Consider the following 18,721-nt stretch of genomic DNA (forward strand, 5'->3'; position numbering starts at 1 on the left):
GCCCTTATTTAAGCAATCAGTTGCGATCGGGCGATGGAGGGGAGTGGTTAGCGGACGCGTCACATACGGGTAAATGTGTCCAACGTGCTGTGATCACGGCGTTCACACTGAAAAACCAGGTGCTGAGGCCTGGCTGGGCGCGCTCCGCATGCTGAGAAGACGGGATGCTAGCTGAGAACTGGACGGTAAGCCAGTTATGTCGTACGTTTACCGCCCGCTCAGCGGACACCGGGTAGTCGGATGGTGGCCGACATCACCGAATCGTGGGGGGGCCTTCCAACGCCGTCGGATCGAGTCGTCCGGAGGCGGCGCGAGGCGCCCTTCAGGGGCGCACGGGGTCGCCGCCGATGCGCGTGAGTTGATACGGGCGTGACGCGATCTCAGCCAGGGGACCCTGTTCCCGGGGTCCCGAACGCGCGGCTGATCAGATCCGACTCCGCGGTGTCGAGGTAGTGCTCCATCTCGGCGGCCGCGTCCTCGTAGCGCCCCTCCTCGAGCAATGCGACCAGCGCCCCGTTGCGCTCGACGTAAGCACGGTGGAAGTCCATCGGGGAGTCCACCTGGGCGAACGCGAGACGGAGTTCCGCGCTGAGCCGGTCCATGAGAGCCGTGAGCCGTTTGCTGTCGCAGAGGGCGGTGATGGCGGAGTGGAACCGGACGTCGGCGGTGCCCATCGCCACCGGGTTGTCCTCGGCGAGCGCCGAGGTCGCCTCGGCGACCGCCTCACGGAGCTCGTCGAGGAGTTCCCCGGGAGCCTCGGACGCGCGGCGAACCGCCTCCACCTCGACGAGGCGACGGATCCGATAGACGTCTCGCACATCGTCGAGGGTGAGTGCCCGGACGAACACGCCACGGTGCGGACGACGCTCGACCAGGCCCTCGGCTTCCAGAATTCGGAGCACCTCCCGAAGGGTGTTGCGGGAGACGTCCAAGCGCTCGGCCAGGGCGGATTCGCCGAGCCGGGAACCGGGCGGGAGCTCACCACACACAAGGAATTCCCGAAGGGAATCGGCGATGACGTCGAGAGTGCCGAGCCGGCGAGTCCGGAGGAAGCGACGTGCGATCGCGTCCACGTCCACGTCGTCTGGGACGGACATCGCCCCTCCTGTTCTCACGTCGGAGTACCGGGTCCGGAGTACCGGGCCGCTCCCTGGAACCTACCTCCTCGGCTCACGACGGGTATTGCGCAGGGCCGGAGAATCAGTAGTATCGTTCAACAATCCAAGAGGGTGACTGCTGTCACACACGAAGGGAACCGCCATGGGCGCGACGGAATCAGCGGCCGGGAGGGCCGAAACGACATCGGGCGAGAGTGGGCGTTCGACGTCGACGCGAACCGTCCTCATGGGCGCGATGTTCCTCATGGCCACGTCGGCGGTCGGCCCGGGATTCATCACCCAGACCACCAGCTTCACGGTCCAGCTCGGCGCGGCGTTCGCCTTCGCGATCGTCATCTCGATTCTCGCGGACATCGCCGTTCAGATGAACGTGTGGCGTGTGCTGGGCGTGTCCGGCTTGCGGGCCAACGAACTCGCGAACACGGTCCTCCCCGGCCTGGGCTGGGTGCTCGCGCTCCTGGTCTTCGCCGGAGGGTTGGTCTTCAACATCGGCAACATCGCGGGCACCGGGCTGGGCGCCAACGCGATGCTGGGGCTCGACCCGACACTGGGCGCGGTGATCACCAGTGCGTTCGCCGTGGTGATCTTCCTCGTCAAGTGGGCGGGAGCGGCCCTGGACCGCGTCGTGGTGGGGCTCGGCGTACTGATGATCGCCCTGATGCTCTGGGTGGCCTTCACGTCGAACCCTCCGGTCGGTGATGCGCTGCGAAACACCGTCCTCCCGGAGAAGATCGACGCGCTCGTCATCACCACGCTGATCGGGGGCACGGTCGGCGGCTACATCACCTATGCCGGAGCCCACCGGCTCGTCGACTCGGGAGTCACCGGGCCCGAGAACGTCCGGACGATCACCCGCAGCTCGGTGATCGGAATCATCGTCACCGGCGTGATGCGGGCGCTGCTGTTCCTCGCGATTCTCGGCGTGGTCGCCGGCGGGGCCGTTCTCTCCGCGGACAACACCGCCGCGAGCGCGTTCGAGCACGCGGCCGGCCAGGTCGGACTCAGGATGTTCGGCATCATCTTCTGGGCGGCCGCGCTGACCTCGGTGATCGGCGCGTCCTATACGACGGTGTCTTTCCTGACCACGCAGAAGGTCCGACCGAGGGTGCGGAATGCCATGACGGTCGGGTTCATCCTCGTGTGTCTGGTGCTGTTCCTCGTCCTGGGCCAGGCTCCGCAGACCCTGCTCATCTTCGCGGGCGCCTTCAACGGCGTGATCCTGCCCCTGGGGTTCACGGTGATCCTCTGGGCGGCCTGGCGTCGGCGCGACCTGCTGCAGGGGTACACCTATCCGGTCTGGCTGCTGGCGCTCGGTGTCCTCGTCTGGCTGCTCACCATCTGGCTGGGCGTGCAGGCCCTGCAGGGGATCGGTGAGCTGTGGACCTGAACACGGTGACCCATGACCAGGGCGGACCCATCCCACGAAAGGCGGACCGATGACGACCAGCATCAACAGACCAGAAATCGATCTCAACGCCGACCTGGGAGAGTCTTTCGGGCAGTGGACGACGGGTGACGACGAGGCGATGCTCGACGTGGTCACCTCGGCGAACATCGCCTGTGGATTCCACGCCGGGGACCCGATCGGCATGAGGCGGACGTGCCGGGCGGCGGTGGAGCGCGGTGTGGTCCCGGGAGCACACGTCGGATACCGTGACCTCGCCGGGTTCGGGCGCCGCTTCATGGACATCGCCCCTGACGAACTGGAGGCCGACGTCCTCTACCAGCTGGGTGCCCTGGACGGCATGTGCAGGTCACTTGGCGGAGCGCTCCGGTACGTCAAGCCGCACGGAGCGCTGTACCACCGCGCCTCGACCGACCCCGTCCAGGCGGCGGCGGTGGCGGACGCGGTGGTCGCGCACGACCCGGCGCTGACCATGGTGGGGCTCCCGGGATCTCGCCTCCTCGAGGCGGCGCGGGAACGTGGGCTGTCGATTGTCGGAGAGGCCTTCGCCGATCGGGCCTACAACCCTGACGGGAGCCTGGTCAGTCGGCGTGAGCCGGGCGCCGTCGTCCACGATGCGGACTCGGTCGCGCACCGCGTGGTCGCCCTGGCCTCGACCGGTCGTATGAGGGCTGTCGACGGAACGGAGATCGAGCTCGACGCGGACACCGTCTGCATCCACGGTGATTCGCCCGGCGCCGTGGCGATGGCACGCGCGGTCCGGGCAGCCCTGGACGAGGCGGGGATCGCGGTTCGCCCGTTCATGGCGGGAGCCCCGGCGTGAAGCGGGGCGGCGTCACCCCGGCCGAGGTGAGCCCGGACGAGCTGAGCCGGGCGGAGGCCACCCCTGCCGAGGCGCGGCGACTGTTCCGTGCCGGCCTCGTGACCCCGACCGCGGGTTGGTGTCGGGGGTTCGCGCAGGCGAACCTCCTCGCCGTGCCGAGGTCGATGGCGTTCGACGCGCTGCTGTTCGCCCAGCGCAATCCCGGGGCGTGTCCGGTGCTCGACGTGATCGACTCCGGTGAGGTCACGGGCGCGGTCCTCGGGGAGCACGCGGACGTGAGGACCGACGCGCCCGCCTACCGGATCTGGCGGGACGGAGAGCTGGCCGAGGAGGTCACCGACGCACGCGAGTGGTGGACGGACGACATGGTGGGCCTGCTCATCGGGTGCTCGTTCACCTTCGAGCACCCTCTTGTCGAAGCCGGCGTGCCGGTGCGGCATCTCGACGCCGCCCGCAACGTCCCGATGTACCGGACGAACCGGCCGTGCCGCCCCGCGGGACGACTCCGTGGGGACCTCGTCGTCTCCCTGCGGATGATCCCGGAGGACCGGGTCGCGGAAGCGGTGAGCATCTCGGCGAGGTTCCCGGCCGTCCACGGCGCGCCAGTCCACGTGGGCGATCCCGCGGCCCTGGGGATCGCGGACCCGGACTCACCCGACTTCGGCGACCCGCCGGTGTCGGAAGACGGGGACGTGCCGGTGTTCTGGGCGTGCGGGGTCACACCCCAGGTGATGATCATGGAGTCCCGGCCCCCGCTGGCGATCACCCACGCCCCCGGCCACATGCTCATCACGGACACCCCCGACCACGATTTCGCGGTGCCGTGATGGCCGCCGAGATAAACTCCGCGTCCCCGACCGCGCAGGTGCTGCCCTACGGGCCGGCCGCGCACCTCATCGAGGTGGCCGACACGGCCGCGGCGACGGCGCTGGCGGCGGCGTTGCGGGCGGCAGCGGTGGTGGAGACATCGGCGGTGAAGGGGGGTCTCGCCGGCCGTGTCGTCGACATCGTCCCGGCCGCGCGCACCGTGCTCGTGACCACCGACGGGTCCCCGGCCGCCGCGGCCGCGGTCCGCGACGCGGTGGACTCGTGGTCCCCCGCCGACCTCGCCGACATCGGGGGCCGGCTGCACGAGATTCCGGTGATCTACGACGGGCCGGACCTCGAGGCGGTCGCGGACGCCACCGGAATGGCGTCCGAGGACGTGGTCGCCGCGCACGCGGGCGCCGAGTACACGGTCGCGTTCGGCGGGTTCAGCCCCGGGTTCTGCTATCTCACCGGGCTGCCGCCCGTGCTCCACCTGCCGCGCCGACCGGATCCGCGTACCGAGGTGCCGACGGGGTCGGTGGGCGTGGCCGGCGAGTTCTCGGCGGTGTACCCGAGGCCGTCTCCCGGCGGGTGGAACCTCATCGGGACGGCTCAGGTGCCGATGTGGGACTCGTCGTGGGAGCGGCCGAACCTCCTCGCGCCCGGGGACACCGTGAGGTTCGTGCCGTGTCAGGGATGAGCGGGGCGGGCCGGGACCCGCGCGGCGGGTTGCGCGTCCTCACCGCGGGGCCGTTGACGACGATCCAGGACCTGGGACGCGCCGGACACATGGACGTCGGCGTGGCCACCAGCGGCGCGCTGGATGCACGGTCGCACCGCCTGGCCAACCGACTGGTGGGCAACGCCGAGTCGTGCGCCACCCTCGAGGTGACGTTCGGCGGGCTCGAGGTGGAGTTCGGGCGCCCCGCGGCGATCGCGGTCACGGGAGCCGACGCGACGCTCGTCGTCGACGGGAGGACCGAAGGGCTGAACGCACGGATCCGCGTACGCCGTGGCTCCCGCGTGCGGATCGGCGCACCCCGTGCGGGGGTCCGCTCGTATCTCGCCGTGTCGGGGGGTGTCGACGCACCGGAGCTGTACGGGAGTCGGTCCACCGATCTGCTGTCGGGACTCGGGCCGGAGCCGGTGACGGACGGCGACCACGTGGCGCTGTGTGACGACGACGAGGTGAGCCCTCCCGACGTCGAGCTCGCGCCGGTGGCGCCGATCGGGCACGTGTGGACGGTCCGGTTGCACAGGGGGCCGCGGGTCGACTTCTTCGCCGACGGCGAGTTCGAGGCGTTGTGTTCCCGTCCGTACCGGGTGGACCCGCGTTCGAACCGGGTGGGACTGCGCCTCGACGGGGAGCCGCTCCGAAGGGTGGACAGGGGCGAGCTGCCGAGCGAGGGCATCGCCGACGGGGCGGTCGAGGTGCCGGGGGACGGCAGACCTCTGGTGTTCCTGGCCGACCACCCCACCACCGGCGGCTACCCGGTGATCGCGGTGGTCGACCCGGAGGATCTCCCGCTGCTGGGCCAGGCCGGTCCCGGTGACGAGGTGCGCTTCCGACCGGCGCCGTAGCGGGCGCCGTGGTGGGGCGTTGACCCGGCACCCCCGCGCGCCCGACCCTGCGTTTCCGCTGGTCCTATAGACTGGTGGGGTCGAAGCGTGCCCGGTGGCGCTGCTTCGAGCGCGACAGAAGAGGAGCCCATGACGGACACGACGTTGCCGCCCGAGGCCGGGGGCCACGACCGGATCGAGCCGGTCGACATCCAGGCCGAGATGCAGAGAAGCTACATCGACTACTCGATGAGCGTCATCGTCGGGCGAGCACTCCCGGATGTGCGGGACGGGCTCAAGCCCGTGCACCGTCGCATCCTCTACGCGATGTGGGACAACGGCTACCGCCCCGAGCGTAGCTATGTGAAGTCGGCCAAGCCGGTCGCCGACACGATGGGTAACTACCACCCGCACGGTGACTCGGCGATCTACGACACCCTCGTGCGTCTCGCCCAGCCGTGGTCCATGCGCTACCCGATGGTCGACGGGCAGGGGAACTTCGGCTCGCGGGGCAACGACGGCGCCGCGGCCATGCGCTACACCGAGTGCAAGATGACCCCGCTGGCCATGGAGATGGTCCGGGACATCGACAAGAACACGGTCGACTTCCAGCCGAACTACGACGGCAAGACGTCCGAGCCGGTCGTCCTGCCCTCGCGCATCCCGAACCTGCTGGTCAACGGCTCGAGCGGTATCGCCGTCGGTATGGCCACCAAGATGCCGCCGCACAACCTGCGCGAGGTCGCCGAGGCGATCTACTGGTGCCTGGACAATCCGGACGCCGACGAAGAGGAGACCCTCGCGGCGTGCATGGAACGGATCAAGGGCCCGGACTTCCCGACGCACGGCTACATCGTCGGCGACCAGGGGATCAAGGACGCCTACTCCACGGGTCGCGGCTCGATCCGGATGCGGGGCAAGACCTCCATCGAGGAGGAGGGCAACCGGACGGTCATCGTCATCACGGAGCTGCCCTACGAGGTCAACCCGGACAACATGATCCTGTCGATCGCCGAGCAGCTGCGCGACGGAAAGATCGCCGGTATCTCCAAGATCGACGACGAGTCCTCGGACCGTGTCGGCCTGCGCATCGTCGTCACGCTCAAGCGAGACGCCGTGGCCAAGGTGGTGCTGAACAACCTCTACAAGCACTCGCAGCTGCAGACGTCGTTCGGCGCCAACATGCTGTCCATCGTGGACGGGGTGCCCCGGACACTGGCGCTGAACCATCTCGTGCGCTTGTACGTCACGCACCAGATCGAGGTCATCGTCCGGCGCACCCAGTACCTGCTCGACGAGGCCGAGAAGCGCGCCCACATCCTGCGTGGTCTGGTCAAGGCACTCGATGCGCTCGACGAGGTCATCGCCCTGATCCGTCGATCGGAAACGGTCGAGGTCGCCCGTGAGGGCCTCAAGGACCTCCTCGAGATCGACGACGACCAGGCGCAGGCCATCCTCGACATGCAGCTGCGCCGTCTGGCGGCCCTGGAGCGGCAGAAGATCATCGATCAGCTCGCCGCGATCGAGCTCGAGATCGCCGACTACAAGGACATCCTGGCCAAGCCGGAGCGTCAGCGCGCGATCGTCGGCGACGAGCTGCGCGAGATTGTCGAGAAGTACGGCGACGAGCGTCGGACCCGCATCATCCCCGCGGACGGTGACGTCACCGACGAGGACCTCATCGCTCGCGAGGATGTCGTCGTCACGATCACGGAGACCGGGTACGCCAAGCGCACCCGGACCGACCTTTACCGCGCCCAGAAGCGCGGCGGCAAGGGCGTGCGCGGGGCGGAGCTCAAGCAGGACGACATCGTCCGCCACTTCTTCGTCTCCTCGACGCACGACTGGCTGCTGTTCTTCACCACAAAGGGCCGGGTGTACAGGATCAAGGCCTACGAGCTCCCGGAGGCCAACCGCACCGCCCGCGGCCAGCACGTGGCGAACCTCCTGGCGTTCCAGCCGGAGGAGCGGATCGCCGGCGTCATCCGGATCAAGAGCTACCAGGACGCGCCGTACCTCGTCCTGGCCACCCGCAACGGCCTGGTCAAGAAGTCGCGGCTCGAGGACTACGACTCCCCGCGCTCCGGCGGCCTCATCGCCGTCAACCTGCGTGACGGGGACGAGCTGGTCGGGGCCGCGTTGGCCGGGCCGGACGACGACCTGCTGCTGGTGTCGGAGAAGGGCCAGTCGATCCGCTTCCACGCCAACGACGACACGCTCCGCCCGATGGGCCGCGCGACGTCCGGTGTCATGGGTATGCGGTTCAACGACGGCGACGCGCTGCTGAGCATGTCCGTGGTCCGCGCGGACACCTCGGACCAGGAGAAGTACTTCCTGCTGGTGGCCACCGAGCGCGGCTACTCCAAGCGCACCGCGCTGAGCGAGTACACGGCCCAGGGGCGCGGCGGCAAGGGCGTGCTCACCCTCATGTTCGATCCGAAGCGCGGCAAGCTCGTCGGTGCGACGATCGTGGAGCTGCAGGACGAGCTGTACGCGATCACGTCCAGTGGTGGTGTCATCCGCACGTTCGCCAAGCAGGTCCGCAAGGCCGGTCGGCAGACCAAGGGCGTGCGCCTGATGAACCTCGCCGAGGGCGACTCGCTCCTGGCCATCGCCCGTAACGCGGACGAGCCCGACGACGAGGACAAGGCCGAGGCCGAGTCCATAACGGAGGAGTAGGCGATGACCGACCCGACCGATCCGGCCACCGCGCGTCCCGAGACCGCGGGTTCCGAGACCGCGGAGTCCGGGACCGGCGCGAGCGAGGCGGCCACCACTGCGTTCCCGGCGGCGACCCAGCACCGGGCCGAGGGCGTGAGCGGCGGCCTGTCCAAGGCCCACTCGGGCGGGGCCGCCGGTCGGGCCGCACCGGTCGTATCGCCCACCGAGCGTCGTGGGCCGCTCGAGTCCGTCCTCGTGCTGCGCAGGATCGACCCGTGGTCGGCGTTCACCACCGTCCTGGGGCTCATGTTCGCCCTCTACCTCGTGTGGATGGTCGCGATCGGCGTGACCTACCTGCTGCTGTCGGGCATGGGCGTGTGGGACCGGCTCGGCGGGCTGCTGTCCGGGGTGGCCGGCGACGAGTCCGCGTCCGTGATCGGGCCGTCGACGATCTTCCTCTACAGCGGCGGCGTGGGTCTGCTCAACGTCCTTCTGCTGTCGATCCTGGCCACTCTTTCGGTGTTCATCTACAACCTCGCGGCCGGCCTGACCGGCGGCGGAGTGCAGGTGACGCTCAGTGACCGCCGCAACTGACACGGCGCCGGGGGACGGCCGCGAGGCCGCCCGGCGCGCTGTCCGGGACGACGTCCGGGGTGCCGATTTGGGTCCGGGGGAGTGCGTCGGGTAGATTCATCCATCGGTACGAGGGCCTATAGCTCAGGTGGTTAGAGCGCCAAACTGATAATTTGGAGGTCGGAGGTTCAAGTCCTCCTAGGCCCACTCCGCAAGGCAGACGCCGGATCCGCACGATGCGGTCCGGCGTTTATGCTTGGCGGTGACGGGGCCTTAGCTCAGTTGGTAGAGCGCTGCCTTTGCAAGGCAGATGTCAGGGGTTCGAATCCCCTAGGCTCCACTCATCGGCGCCCGGCGCGCGGACCGCGCCCGCAGCCCGCCGCGACACAGGACGCCACCCCGACCGACGCCGGATCCGGCGGATAGGGAGACCGTGCAGACCACCCCCCGCTCGTCATGGGTCCCGTTCGTCCTCATGGCCCTGGTGGTGACGGTGGCACTGGCGTCCAGCGCCACCCCCTCGCCGCTGTACGTCGACTATCAGCAGTCGTGGGACGTCGGCGGCACCACCATCACGGTCGTCTACGCCGTGTACGCACTCGCGGTCCTCGTGCCCCTGCTGTTCCTCGGGCGGCTCTCCGACGCCATCGGTCGCCGCCCGGTGATCCTGGCCGGCCTGACGCTGCTGGCGGTGAGCATGGGCATGCTCGCCGCCGCCCCGTCGGTCGCGTGGCTGATCGCGGCCCGTGTCATCCAGGGTCTGGCGGTGGGCTTGATCACCGGCTCGGCCTCCGCCGCGCTGATCGAGCTCCATCCGAACCGTGATTCACGCGTCGGCGCACTCACCAGCAGCTCCACCACCAACTTCGGCATCGCCGTGGGAGTGCTTCTCGCGGGCGCCGTGGCCACCTCGTCGTCGTCACCCCTCGTGCACCCCTACCTCGTGATCGGTGCGGCCACCGTCGCGCTCCTCGTCGGCGTGGCCACCCTCGTCCCGGAGACGGCCGGCGGTTCCTCGACGGCGCGCGACGCCCTCCGGGTGCGGCCTCCCACGGTCCCGGCGGAGACCCGGTCCACGTTCGCCCTCGCGGCGGTGTGCGTGACCGTCTCGTGGTCCGTCGGCGGCGTCTTCCTGGGCCTGGGCGGGGCGATCGCGCGCGACCTGATGGGCCGGTCCGACTACATGGTCACCGGGCTCGTGGTGGCCAGCCTCCAGGCGGCGGCGGGGATCGCCCAGCTCGTGTGGAACCTGCGATCCGGGCCGGAGCGGTGGCGGCTCGGGGTGGCCGTCGGGGTCGGCGCCCTGGTCGCGGGGCTCGTCGTCGCGTCCCTGTCGCTGGAGGCCGGCCAGGTGGCGGGCTTCATCGCCGCGGCCGCGCTCACGGGGCTGGGCATGGGTCTGCTGTTCCTCATGGGCAACACGTTGGTGGCGCAGAGCGCGCCCCCGGCCGTGCGCGGGCAGGTCTTCTCCGCGCTGTTCGTGGTGGCCTACACCTCGCTCGGCGTCCCGGCGGTGGTGGCGGCGGTCATCGCCGAGGGCATCGGGCTCATCCCCGCCTACCACGTGCTGGCGCTCGTCGTGGGCGTCGTCGCCCTGGGGGCGCTGGTCGCCGTCACGCGCGCCCGGCGGCCCTGACCGACCAGGCGCCGGAGGTCCGGTACACGCCCGGCGGCCCTAGCCTCGGCTCAACGCCTGTGCGGCGGCCACGACGCCCAGCGCGGCGAGGCCGGTGCGCAGGCGGTCCGAGGCCAGGAGTGCGGCGATGCGGGGTCGCGTGACCTGTTCACGAGCGATGCCCACGTGCAGAGGCACGACGCCGGCGGTGATCGCCGGCGCCGCGACGCCCGCCGCGCAGGCGACGACCGTGGCGGTCAGCCCCGTGCGTTCGCGCGAGCGGAAGGACCCGTAGGTCGTCCACGCCGTCGCCCCCAGGCCCGCCGCGTACAGCGTCAGGGCCACGGGGGCGATGCGGCGGGCGTGATCGGCCTGGCGCTCTGCGATCCCGTGGGTGGGGCCGTCGAACAGCTGGGGATAGACCACCGAGGTGACCATCGACTGGAAACCCAGGTGGACCGCGGACGTCGTGAGCAGCGCGAGGCGGCCCGCTCGGAGCGTCGGATCGGCGGACGCACGGCGTCGGCGGTTCATGCCCGCCACGCTACCTCTCGCGGGACCGTCCCAGCAGGGCACGGCCCTCGCCGTCGTCGGTCATCGCGCGCGCGGTGCGCAGCACGACGCGCCACCCTCGGTCGGGCGCGTCCACCGACCCGAGTCGCTCGAGCTCCCACCGGCTGGCCGTGACCCGCACGACGGTGTACCGACCCGGCTTGGAGGAGCGGACGACGAGCTGGGTGTAGCCGGTCGCCACGGCGCGGTCCCCGTCGAGCAGGACCACCGGCAGGCTCGGGACGTGCCCGCACCCGTGCGCGATGAGGCCCTGGTGCGCGTCGCCGGTCACCATCTCCACCAGACCGTCATGGCCCTCGAGGCGGCCGGTGTCGACGTCGTAGACGCCGTCGGACGTCCACAGCTCGGCCACGCCCTCGGCGTCGCCGGAGTCCACGCGCGGGGAGTAGGCCGCGAGGATACGGAGGATCGCCAGCTCGTCCTCGGCGGCGGCGAGGCGGTCGTGCGTGCCGGCGAGGCGCGCCTCGAGGGTGGCCAGTCGGGCGTCGAGGGAATCGAGGCTCAAGGCCTCGGAGGAGGAAGTCATGGCTCCCACATTAATGCGCCGCCTGAGCGGGTGAACACGTTATAGTTCCGGTATGGCGGACACTACATCGGACACCAGTCCATCGGTCTTCACGGCGGACGTCCTGGTCGTGGGGATGGGCATCGCCGGAGCGTGCGCGTCGATCGAGGCCGCCGAGGCCGGCGCCACGGTCATCGCGCTCGAGGGCGCCTCCGGGCCCGGTGGCTCGTCCGCGCAGTCCGGCGGGGAGGTCTACCTGGGCGGCGGTACGGCCACCCAGCGGGCGCTCGGCATCTCCGACACGGTCGAGGACATGCGCGCGTTCCTCACCGCCGCCCTCGGACCCAACGCCGATCAGGCCAAGATCGACGCGTACTGCGACGGCGCCGTCGAGCACCACGACTGGTTGGTCGACCACGGCGCGGTGTTCAACCACAAACTGTGGGACACCCCCACGTGGATGCCGGGTGACGACTCGGGGCTCATGTGGATGGGGGAGCGCGCCGAGCCCTACGCCTCGCTGGCGACGCCGGCCGCCCGCGGTCACCGCCCGCCCGCCCCGAACTTCGCGGGCAACGTCCTCATGGACTCGCTCGTCGCCACCGCCGAGAAGGCCGGCGTCGACCTGCACTGCGACGTCAAGGCGCGCTCGCTGATCGTCGAGGACGGCCGTGTGGTGGGCGTGCGCGCCACGCAGTTCGGCTCCGAGCGCGAGTACCGCGCCACCGGCGGAGTCGTGCTGGCGACCGGCGGGTTCGTGGACAACGACCGGATGCTCGAGCAGTGGGCGCCCCAGCAGCTGGGCAAGGACAAGGTCTCCGACGGCCGCGATGACGGCTCGGGCATCGAGATGGGCATGGAGGCCGGCGCCGCGGTGCGGCGCATGCACCAGACCGAGACCGCGATGCTCATCATCCCGCGCCTGGTCGTGGGTTCGATGCTCGTCGACGGCGACGGTCAGCGCTTCATCAACGAGGAGGTCTACCCGGGCCTGTACTGCCACGCCGCCGTCCACCACCGCCGCCCGCCGGTGTGGGTGATCATCGACGAGAAGGGCATCGAGGACGTCCCGGAGTCCGAGCTGTGGGGCATGCAGCCCATGCACGCGGCCGAGACCATCGAGGAGCTGGCGGCCGACTGCGGTCTGCCCGCCGACGCGCTGGCCGACCAGCTGCGCCGCTACAACGAGGGCGCGGCGCGGGGCGAGGACCCGCAGTTCGGGAAGAGCGCGCAGTGGGTGCGCCCGCTCGAGCCGCCGTTCGGCGCGTACCCCACGGGGGCCGGCGGACCGGACACCTTCAACGGCCTGCCGCTCAAGGCGCAGGGGTTCACCCTCGGCGGCCTGCACACCGACCTGGACTCGCGCGTGCTGAGCCGCGCCGGCGAGCCCATCCCCGGCCTGTTCGCCGCCGGTCGCTGCACGCACGGTCTCCACGGTGACGGCTACATCTCCGGTACCTCGCTGGGCGACGGGTCGTTCTTCGGCCGTCGCGCGGGTTTGGGCGCGGCGGGGGCGACCGGCGCGTCGGCCGCCGCGGACGCCGTCGAGTCGGTGCAGGCGTGAGCGGGCAGGTCGCCGTCGTGCGACGGGAACGGCCGGAGATCGACCTGGGTCCGCTGGACCCCGCGCGCGGCGGTGGTCGCCCTGTCGACCGGATGGACGACGACGAGGCGGGCCTCTACGACATGGTCGAGCAGGTCCGCCGGATCCGCGCGCTGGCGACCGGCGGGATCTTCGACACCGACCTGGGCCCGCTGACCGCCCGGCTCCGCGAGGTGGCCGACGAGCTCGAGGCCGCGTCGGCGAGCCCGCAGCACCGGCAGGAGGTCAGCTGGCGGGAGCGCCGCTACGTCCCCAACTGCCCGGTCATCGGGCGGTCCAACGTCCTCGCGCCGCCGGCGGAGTTCGAGCTGCTCGAGGACGGCACCGTCCGGTCCGAGATCACCCTCGGGCTGGAGTACCAGGGACCTCCGGGCTGTGTGCACGGTGGAATCGTGGCCCTGATGTTCGACGCGGTGCTGGGCCGGGCCAACCACCACGCCGGCACCACGGGGATGACGATGTACCTCGACCTGGACTACCGGAGCCCCACACCCATCCTCGAGCCGATCGTGATCACCGGACGCCAGGTCCGGGTGGACGGCCGAAAGGTGTGGTCCCAGGGCGCCATCCACCACGGCGATCGCCTGTGTGCCACCGCGGAGGGCCTGTTCGTCATGCCCGAGCAGTGGGTGGCCGAATACCAGCAGCACCGGGACGAGGAAGGCACGTCGGCCTGACGCCCGCGCCAGCACCGCCCTGACGCCGGGCCGCGGCGGGCGGCGCCCGGCCGCGGAGTAACGTCACACGACGTGACCGAACAGCCAGATTCCGGGGAAGCCGTCTCCGCTCAGACCTTCCTCGACCAGCCCGACCACGCCTCCGGCGCCACCGAGCTCGCCCGCCAGCTGAGGCGCATCCGCGGCCTCGTCTCCGGCGCGGACTTCGAGGACCTGTCCGCGGAGATCGAGTTGGCCCGCGAGCTGGCCGACCGCATCGAGAACGCGGCCACCCCCCACCCCCCGGCCCAGTACGACTCGTGGGGCGTGCCCGAGCACATCGCCTCCAACCCGGTGATCGGCTCGCGCAACCCGGCCGCCCCGCCGCTGGACGCCGTCGTCTTCCCGGACGGCACCGTCCGCGCCGACCTGACGCTGGGCGTGGAGTTCCAGGGCCCGCCCGGATGCGTGCACGGCGGCGTGGTGGCGATGCTGTTCGACGAGATGCTCGGCCTGGCCAACGCCGCGGCGGAGCACATCGGGATGACGGTGGACCTGCAGGTCACCTATTCCGCGCCCACCCCGCTGGACACGCCCCTGCGGTTCGAGGCCCGCCAGGAGAGGGTGGACGGACGCAAACTGTGGTGCGCGGGGACGCTGCACGCCGGCGACACGCTCTGCGCGTCGGTCAGGGGCATGTTCGTCACGCCGCGCTGGATGCTCGACGGGGACCAGAGCAAGCCCATCGAGGGCTGACCGAGGCCCCGACTGGCGCGCCCTCCCCGACACAGCAACGCCCCCCGGGCCCACCGGTGCGGGATGTACCCACGCCGGTGACCCCGGAGCGCGCCCGGGACCCGGGGGTCAGTTCCCGCGGAGGGCCTTCATCCGCTTGTGGGAGCCGGCCACGATCCGGCCGCGCTCGACGCCGGACGAGAACTCGACGCCCTTGCGGTTGTTCTCGCCGCCACAGACGTGGATCGGCCCGTTGCCGATGGACGCCAGCACCTCCTCGGCGACCTCCTCGGGCTCGCTGACGGTGAAGCCGGGTAGATCCATGTCGAGGCCGGCGCGCACCATCGCGGGGGTGCGGACGACGCCGAGGATGACCTCGACGACGTCGACGCCGTACTCGCGCATCTCGAGCCACAGGCCCTCGACGAAGACGCGGCTGAACGCCTTTGCCGCGGAGTAGACGCTCATGTCGGCGTGCCCGAGGTAGCCGGCCATCGAGCCCATCACGACGATCCCGCCGCGGCCGCGGGCCTTGAGTCCGGGGCCGAACTGCCGGATGATCTGCATCGGCGAGGTGATGTTGAGGTCGATGACCTTCTGCACCTGCGCCATGTCCGACTCGACGAACTCGGAGCCGTAGGTGTTGGCGCCGGCGTTGAGCACGATCAGGCCGAGGTCGAGACCCTCGCAGGCCGCGGCGATGCCCTCGGTGGCACCGGGCTCGGTGAGGTCGACGGACAGGGTCCGGCACTCGACGCCCTTGGCGCGCACGGCCTCGGCGGTCTCCTCGAGGGGCCCGGTCTTGCGGGCGACGAGGACCGTGGACACCCCCTGGTCGGCGAGGCGGAAGGCGATCTCGGCGCCCACGCCCTCACTTCCGCCCACGACGAGGGCCCAGGGCCCATAGGTAGCAGGATCGAACGGCTTCGGATTGACAGGTGTCGACATATCCTAAGAGTATGACTAAACAGAGCGATAGTCCCGGATTCGGCGGCGTGCCCCTGCCGAAGCTGGGGCCGAACGAGGATTTCTCCCTCGAGGCGGCGCGGAAGCGACTGGGCGAGACGTTCGAGCCGATCCCCACCCCGGAGTTGCCGCCGGCGGATCCCGATCTGGACCGCGCGGTGGCCGAGCTGCGTCGGCTCCGCGAGGCGACAGCGGCGTTGGCGCACTCGGAGGTCGAACTCGGGGACATCGCGGACCGCCTGGCCGAGGTGGCTGACCTGCTCGAACCGCGAGTCCCGTCGCCTTCGAAGCGGTTGGAGACCATGTGGACGGGTGCGGGCACCCGCCGGTCGAACCCGGTCGCCGGGCCGGAGAACCCGCTCGCCCCGCCGGTGCAGTTCTACGGCTGCGATGACGGCTCGGTGCGGGCGGAGGTGACGCTGGGCCCCGTCTACCAGGGGCCTCCCGGGTGTGTCCACGGGGGTGTCAGCGCCCTGATCATCGACCACATGATGGGGTTCGCCAACCACTGGGGCGGCCGTTTCGGGATGACCGCGCACTACGAGATCGACTACCGGTCGCCCACCCCGCTGCTCGAGCCGCTGTCGCTCCGCGCGTGGGTCCAGGAGGGCGAGGGCCGCAAGACGTGGACGCACGCGACCATCCACGCCGGCGAGCGTCTGTGCGTGGAGGCACGGGGGCTGTTCCTGGAGGCGAGCGTGCCGGTCCCGGGCCAGCCGGGCACCGAGTCGATGCTCGGCGACGGGGGATAGGGCACCGAGCCCGAGCCCGAACCTCAGCGCGGGCACTGAGCCCGAGCCCGAGCGAGCCGAGCGGCGTGGACCGGCCGAGACCGGTCCGCGCCGGCTCAGCTCGGTAGGTCCACCTGGACGACCTTCTGCAGGTAGGGCGCGATGACCTCGGTCAGACCGGAGGCCAACTGGTCGGGATCCTCGGGCGGCAGCGAGATGAAGCTGATGCCGATGCGGGCGATGATGGAGGCCGCCAACCGGGCCTGCGACTCCTCGATCCGCATCCAGCTCTCGGCGAGCGCGGGGGTGAGCACCTCGGTGGCCCGCTCGATGAGCGGGCCGGCCTCGGTGGTGATGAGCCGCAGCAGCTCGGGCTTGATGTCCCCGGTGAGCAGGGCCCGGATGAGCGGGTCGCGCTGGCTGGAGAGCAGGAAGCCGTTGATGCCCTCGCGCAGCGCGGTCTCGATCTGCCCGGGGTACCGGATGATGGAGTCGCGGATCTCACCGGCGAACGTCTCGGACAGTTGCAGCGCGTACGCCTGCGCCAGACCCTGCCGGTTGCCGAACGTGCTGTAGAGGGTCTGTCGACTCAGTCCGGCGGCTTTGGCGACGTCGGACATGGTGACCGCGGACCAGTCGCGCGAGCCGAGGAGCTCGTGCATGGCCTCGAACACGGTGCTGCGGAGCGGCCGACGCTCCCCGCGGGCGTCCCCGGGGGAGAGTCGGTCACTGGTCTGGCGGTGACGGGGCATGGTGTCCATTGTTGCGGAAACCCGGTTCCGGGCGGGGGAGGGTCGGGTCCCCACCCCATACGCGGGGGTCACTTCACCGGCAGGAAGTCGACCTTGTCGCGCACGCCGCAGTCCGAGCACTGCCAGGAGTCGGGGATGGCCGACCACGGGGTGCCGGGCGGGAAGCCCTCGCGCGGGAGGCCGGCGGCCTCGGAGTAGTGGTTCCCGCAGTTGGGGCACACGTACTCACCGGTGGGCGAGGTCTGGTCGGTCGCGATGTCGGAATCGGCGATGACCTTCTCCGCCACCGCGGTCGAGCCGGCAGCGTAGCGGGCGAGGATCTTCTCCCGCTTGGACGGCTGGATGTTCGCGCGGGTGATGTCGCCGTCGTAGTGGTCGAGGACGCGCTTGTCCATGACCTTGCGCCACAGCGGCGGGACATAGGCGATGACCATCATGGTCGCGTACCCGGACGGCAGCTGCGGGGCCTGGGCGAAGCTGCGGAGCATCTGGTAGCGGCGCATCGGGTTGGCGTGGTGGTCCGAGTGACGCTGCAGGTGGTACAGGAAGATGTTGGTCACCAGGTGGTCGGAGTTCCAGGAGTGCTCGGGGCGGCAGCGCTGGTACCGGCCGGCTGAGGTCTTCTGACGGAGCAGGCCGTAGTGCTCGAGGTAGTTGACGACCTCGAGGAGGGAGAACCCGAAGATCGCCTGCACGATCAGCCAGGGGGCGACCTCCCAGCCGAAGATCGCGATGAGCGAGCCGAACAGCACGACGGTCATGAGCCAGGCGTTGAGGTTGTCGTTGCGGAGGGTCCACGGGCTCTTGCCCAGGCGACCGAGACGCTCCTTTTCGAGCGACCACGCCGAGCGGAGCGAGCCCACGACACTGCGCGGCAGGAACGCCCAGAAGGACTCGCCGAAGCGGGAGCTGGCGGGGTCCTCCGGGGTGGCGACGCGCGCGTGGTGGCCGCGGTTGTGCTCGATGAAGAAGTGGCCGTAACCGGTGGTGGCGAGCGCGACCTTGGACAGCCACTTCTCGCTGCCGGCGATCTTGTGGCCGAGCTCGTGGGCGGTGTTGATGCCGATTCCGCCGGTGATGGCCACGGTCCAGGCGACGCCGATGGAGGCGGCGATGCCCAGGCCGCCGTCGTAACCGAGCCACGACAGGTCGTCGGCGGTCCAGAGGTAGCAGGCGGCGATGAGCGAGGCGTACTGCAGCGGGATGTACAGGTAGGTACACCAGCGGTAGAACGGGTCGGCCTCGAGCTTGTCCATGACCTCGTCCGGCGGGTTCTCCCCGTCGGCGCCGATCACTAGGTCGCCGAGCGGGATGGCGACGTAGACGAGGAACGGCAGCAGGAACCACGCGATGGTCGCGGGGATCTCCCAGCCGAGGGCGTTGAAGCCGGCGACGAACGGCATGGACAGGAACAGGCCCATCGCCGGGATCACTCCGAGCAGCCACAGGTAGCGCTTGGCGTCGGTCCACGCGTACGGCTCGACGTCCGCGTGGTCGTGCCCGTGATGGTCATGATGCGCCTGAGGCGCCTCGTGCTCGTCGGTCCCTTCGGCGGGACGGATGTACTCGGTGCTGGACATCGCTGACGACCTCCGAATCAACTGTGTGTGGCATACGCCACTGCGTTGCACCCGAGAT

18 protein-coding genes and 2 tRNA genes are annotated in these 18,721 nt (G+C 70.5%); 14 read left to right on the top strand and 6 right to left on the bottom strand.

What is annotated here, in order from left to right:
* Positions 1-380: 380 nt before the first annotated feature.
* Positions 381-1,097 carry a GntR family transcriptional regulator gene (locus A6035_RS00050; protein ID WP_108846103.1) on the bottom strand — a complete coding sequence of 239 codons (717 nt, stop codon included), beginning with the start codon at positions 1,095-1,097 and terminating at the stop codon, positions 381-383.
* A gap of 163 nt (positions 1,098-1,260) precedes the next feature.
* Between A6035_RS00050 and A6035_RS00055 the strand changes: the two genes are divergently transcribed.
* The 10 genes from A6035_RS00055 (at position 1,261) to A6035_RS00100 (ending at position 10,583) form a co-directional block, all read left to right on the top strand.
* Positions 1,261-2,505, top strand: a complete 1,245-nt coding sequence (locus A6035_RS00055) for an NRAMP family divalent metal transporter (protein WP_412523621.1) — start codon at positions 1,261-1,263, stop codon at positions 2,503-2,505.
* Between the two features lie 49 nt (positions 2,506-2,554).
* The gene (locus A6035_RS00060) at positions 2,555-3,346 is read left to right on the top strand and encodes a LamB/YcsF family protein (protein WP_108846104.1); all 792 of its coding nucleotides are present in this window, start codon (positions 2,555-2,557) and stop codon (positions 3,344-3,346) included.
* A gap of 41 nt (positions 3,347-3,387) precedes the next feature.
* Positions 3,388-4,173 carry a putative hydro-lyase gene (locus A6035_RS00065; protein ID WP_108848974.1) on the top strand — a complete coding sequence of 262 codons (786 nt, stop codon included), beginning with the start codon at positions 3,388-3,390 and terminating at the stop codon, positions 4,171-4,173.
* Positions 4,173-4,853 (top strand): 5-oxoprolinase subunit PxpB, encoded by a 681-nt coding sequence (gene pxpB, locus A6035_RS00070; protein WP_108846105.1) that lies wholly within the window; start codon positions 4,173-4,175, stop codon positions 4,851-4,853. The genes A6035_RS00065 and pxpB overlap by 1 nt, the downstream gene beginning before the upstream one ends.
* Positions 4,850-5,734, top strand: coding sequence for a 5-oxoprolinase subunit C family protein (locus tag A6035_RS00075; protein WP_108846106.1), 885 nt, complete (start codon positions 4,850-4,852; stop codon positions 5,732-5,734). The genes pxpB and A6035_RS00075 overlap by 4 nt, the downstream gene beginning before the upstream one ends.
* Positions 5,735-5,863: 129 nt before the next feature.
* Positions 5,864-8,392, top strand: a complete 2,529-nt coding sequence (gyrA, locus tag A6035_RS00080; RefSeq protein WP_108846107.1) for a DNA gyrase subunit A — start codon at positions 5,864-5,866, stop codon at positions 8,390-8,392.
* A gap of 3 nt (positions 8,393-8,395) precedes the next feature.
* Entirely contained in the window at positions 8,396-8,968 is a 573-nt protein-coding gene (locus A6035_RS00085) for a DUF3566 domain-containing protein (protein ID WP_108846108.1), read from the top strand.
* A 112-nt stretch (positions 8,969-9,080) separates the two neighbouring features.
* Positions 9,081-9,154, top strand: a tRNA-Ile gene (locus A6035_RS00090).
* A 60-nt stretch (positions 9,155-9,214) separates the two neighbouring features.
* Positions 9,215-9,287, top strand: a tRNA-Ala gene (locus A6035_RS00095).
* Positions 9,288-9,380: 93 nt separating this feature from the next.
* Complete coding sequence (locus A6035_RS00100; RefSeq protein ID WP_108846109.1) at positions 9,381-10,583, top strand: MFS transporter; 1,203 nt, start codon at positions 9,381-9,383, stop codon at positions 10,581-10,583.
* A gap of 39 nt (positions 10,584-10,622) precedes the next feature.
* Here A6035_RS00100 and A6035_RS00105 read toward each other — a convergent pair whose 3' ends face one another.
* Together A6035_RS00105 and A6035_RS00110 are read right to left on the bottom strand one after the other, a co-directional pair.
* Positions 10,623-11,096, bottom strand: a complete 474-nt coding sequence (locus A6035_RS00105; RefSeq protein ID WP_108848975.1) for a hypothetical protein — start codon at positions 11,094-11,096, stop codon at positions 10,623-10,625.
* Positions 11,097-11,106: 10 nt separating this feature from the next.
* A complete protein-coding gene (locus A6035_RS00110; RefSeq protein ID WP_108846110.1) occupies positions 11,107-11,661 on the bottom strand; it encodes a nuclear transport factor 2 family protein in 555 nt (184 codons plus the stop codon).
* A gap of 52 nt (positions 11,662-11,713) precedes the next feature.
* Between A6035_RS00110 and A6035_RS00115 the strand changes: the two genes are divergently transcribed.
* The 3 genes from A6035_RS00115 (at position 11,714) to A6035_RS00125 (ending at position 14,655) form a co-directional block, all read left to right on the top strand.
* Positions 11,714-13,204: an FAD-dependent oxidoreductase gene (locus A6035_RS00115; protein WP_108846111.1), complete on the top strand. Its 1,491-nt coding sequence runs from the start codon at positions 11,714-11,716 to the stop codon at positions 13,202-13,204.
* Positions 13,201-13,920 (top strand): PaaI family thioesterase, encoded by a 720-nt coding sequence (locus A6035_RS00120; protein ID WP_108846112.1) that lies wholly within the window; start codon positions 13,201-13,203, stop codon positions 13,918-13,920. Before A6035_RS00115 ends, A6035_RS00120 begins: the two co-directional genes overlap by 4 nt.
* A 72-nt stretch (positions 13,921-13,992) precedes the next feature.
* On the top strand, positions 13,993-14,655 hold the full coding sequence (locus A6035_RS00125; RefSeq protein WP_108846113.1) for a PaaI family thioesterase: 663 nt from the start codon (positions 13,993-13,995) through the stop codon (positions 14,653-14,655).
* 108 nt (positions 14,656-14,763) lie between these two features.
* Here A6035_RS00125 and A6035_RS00130 read toward each other — a convergent pair whose 3' ends face one another.
* Positions 14,764-15,582, bottom strand: a complete 819-nt coding sequence (locus A6035_RS00130; RefSeq protein WP_108846114.1) for an SDR family NAD(P)-dependent oxidoreductase — start codon at positions 15,580-15,582, stop codon at positions 14,764-14,766.
* An 11-nt stretch (positions 15,583-15,593) separates the two neighbouring features.
* On the opposite strand from A6035_RS00130, the gene A6035_RS00135 reads away from it, so the two are divergent.
* Positions 15,594-16,352 (top strand): PaaI family thioesterase, encoded by a 759-nt coding sequence (locus A6035_RS00135; protein ID WP_108846115.1) that lies wholly within the window; start codon positions 15,594-15,596, stop codon positions 16,350-16,352.
* Between the two features lie 95 nt (positions 16,353-16,447).
* On the opposite strand, the gene A6035_RS00140 is transcribed toward A6035_RS00135, so the two are convergent.
* Both A6035_RS00140 and A6035_RS00145 read right to left on the bottom strand, forming a co-directional pair.
* Complete coding sequence (locus A6035_RS00140; protein WP_235026679.1) at positions 16,448-17,083, bottom strand: TetR/AcrR family transcriptional regulator; 636 nt, start codon at positions 17,081-17,083, stop codon at positions 16,448-16,450.
* Between the two features lie 68 nt (positions 17,084-17,151).
* Complete coding sequence (locus tag A6035_RS00145; RefSeq protein ID WP_108846117.1) at positions 17,152-18,663, bottom strand: fatty acid desaturase; 1,512 nt, start codon at positions 18,661-18,663, stop codon at positions 17,152-17,154.
* Between the last annotated feature and the right edge of the window lie 58 nt (positions 18,664-18,721).

The sequence above is a fragment of the Dietzia lutea genome, assembly GCF_003096075.1.
Lineage (GTDB): Bacteria > Actinomycetota > Actinomycetes > Mycobacteriales > Mycobacteriaceae > Dietzia > Dietzia lutea.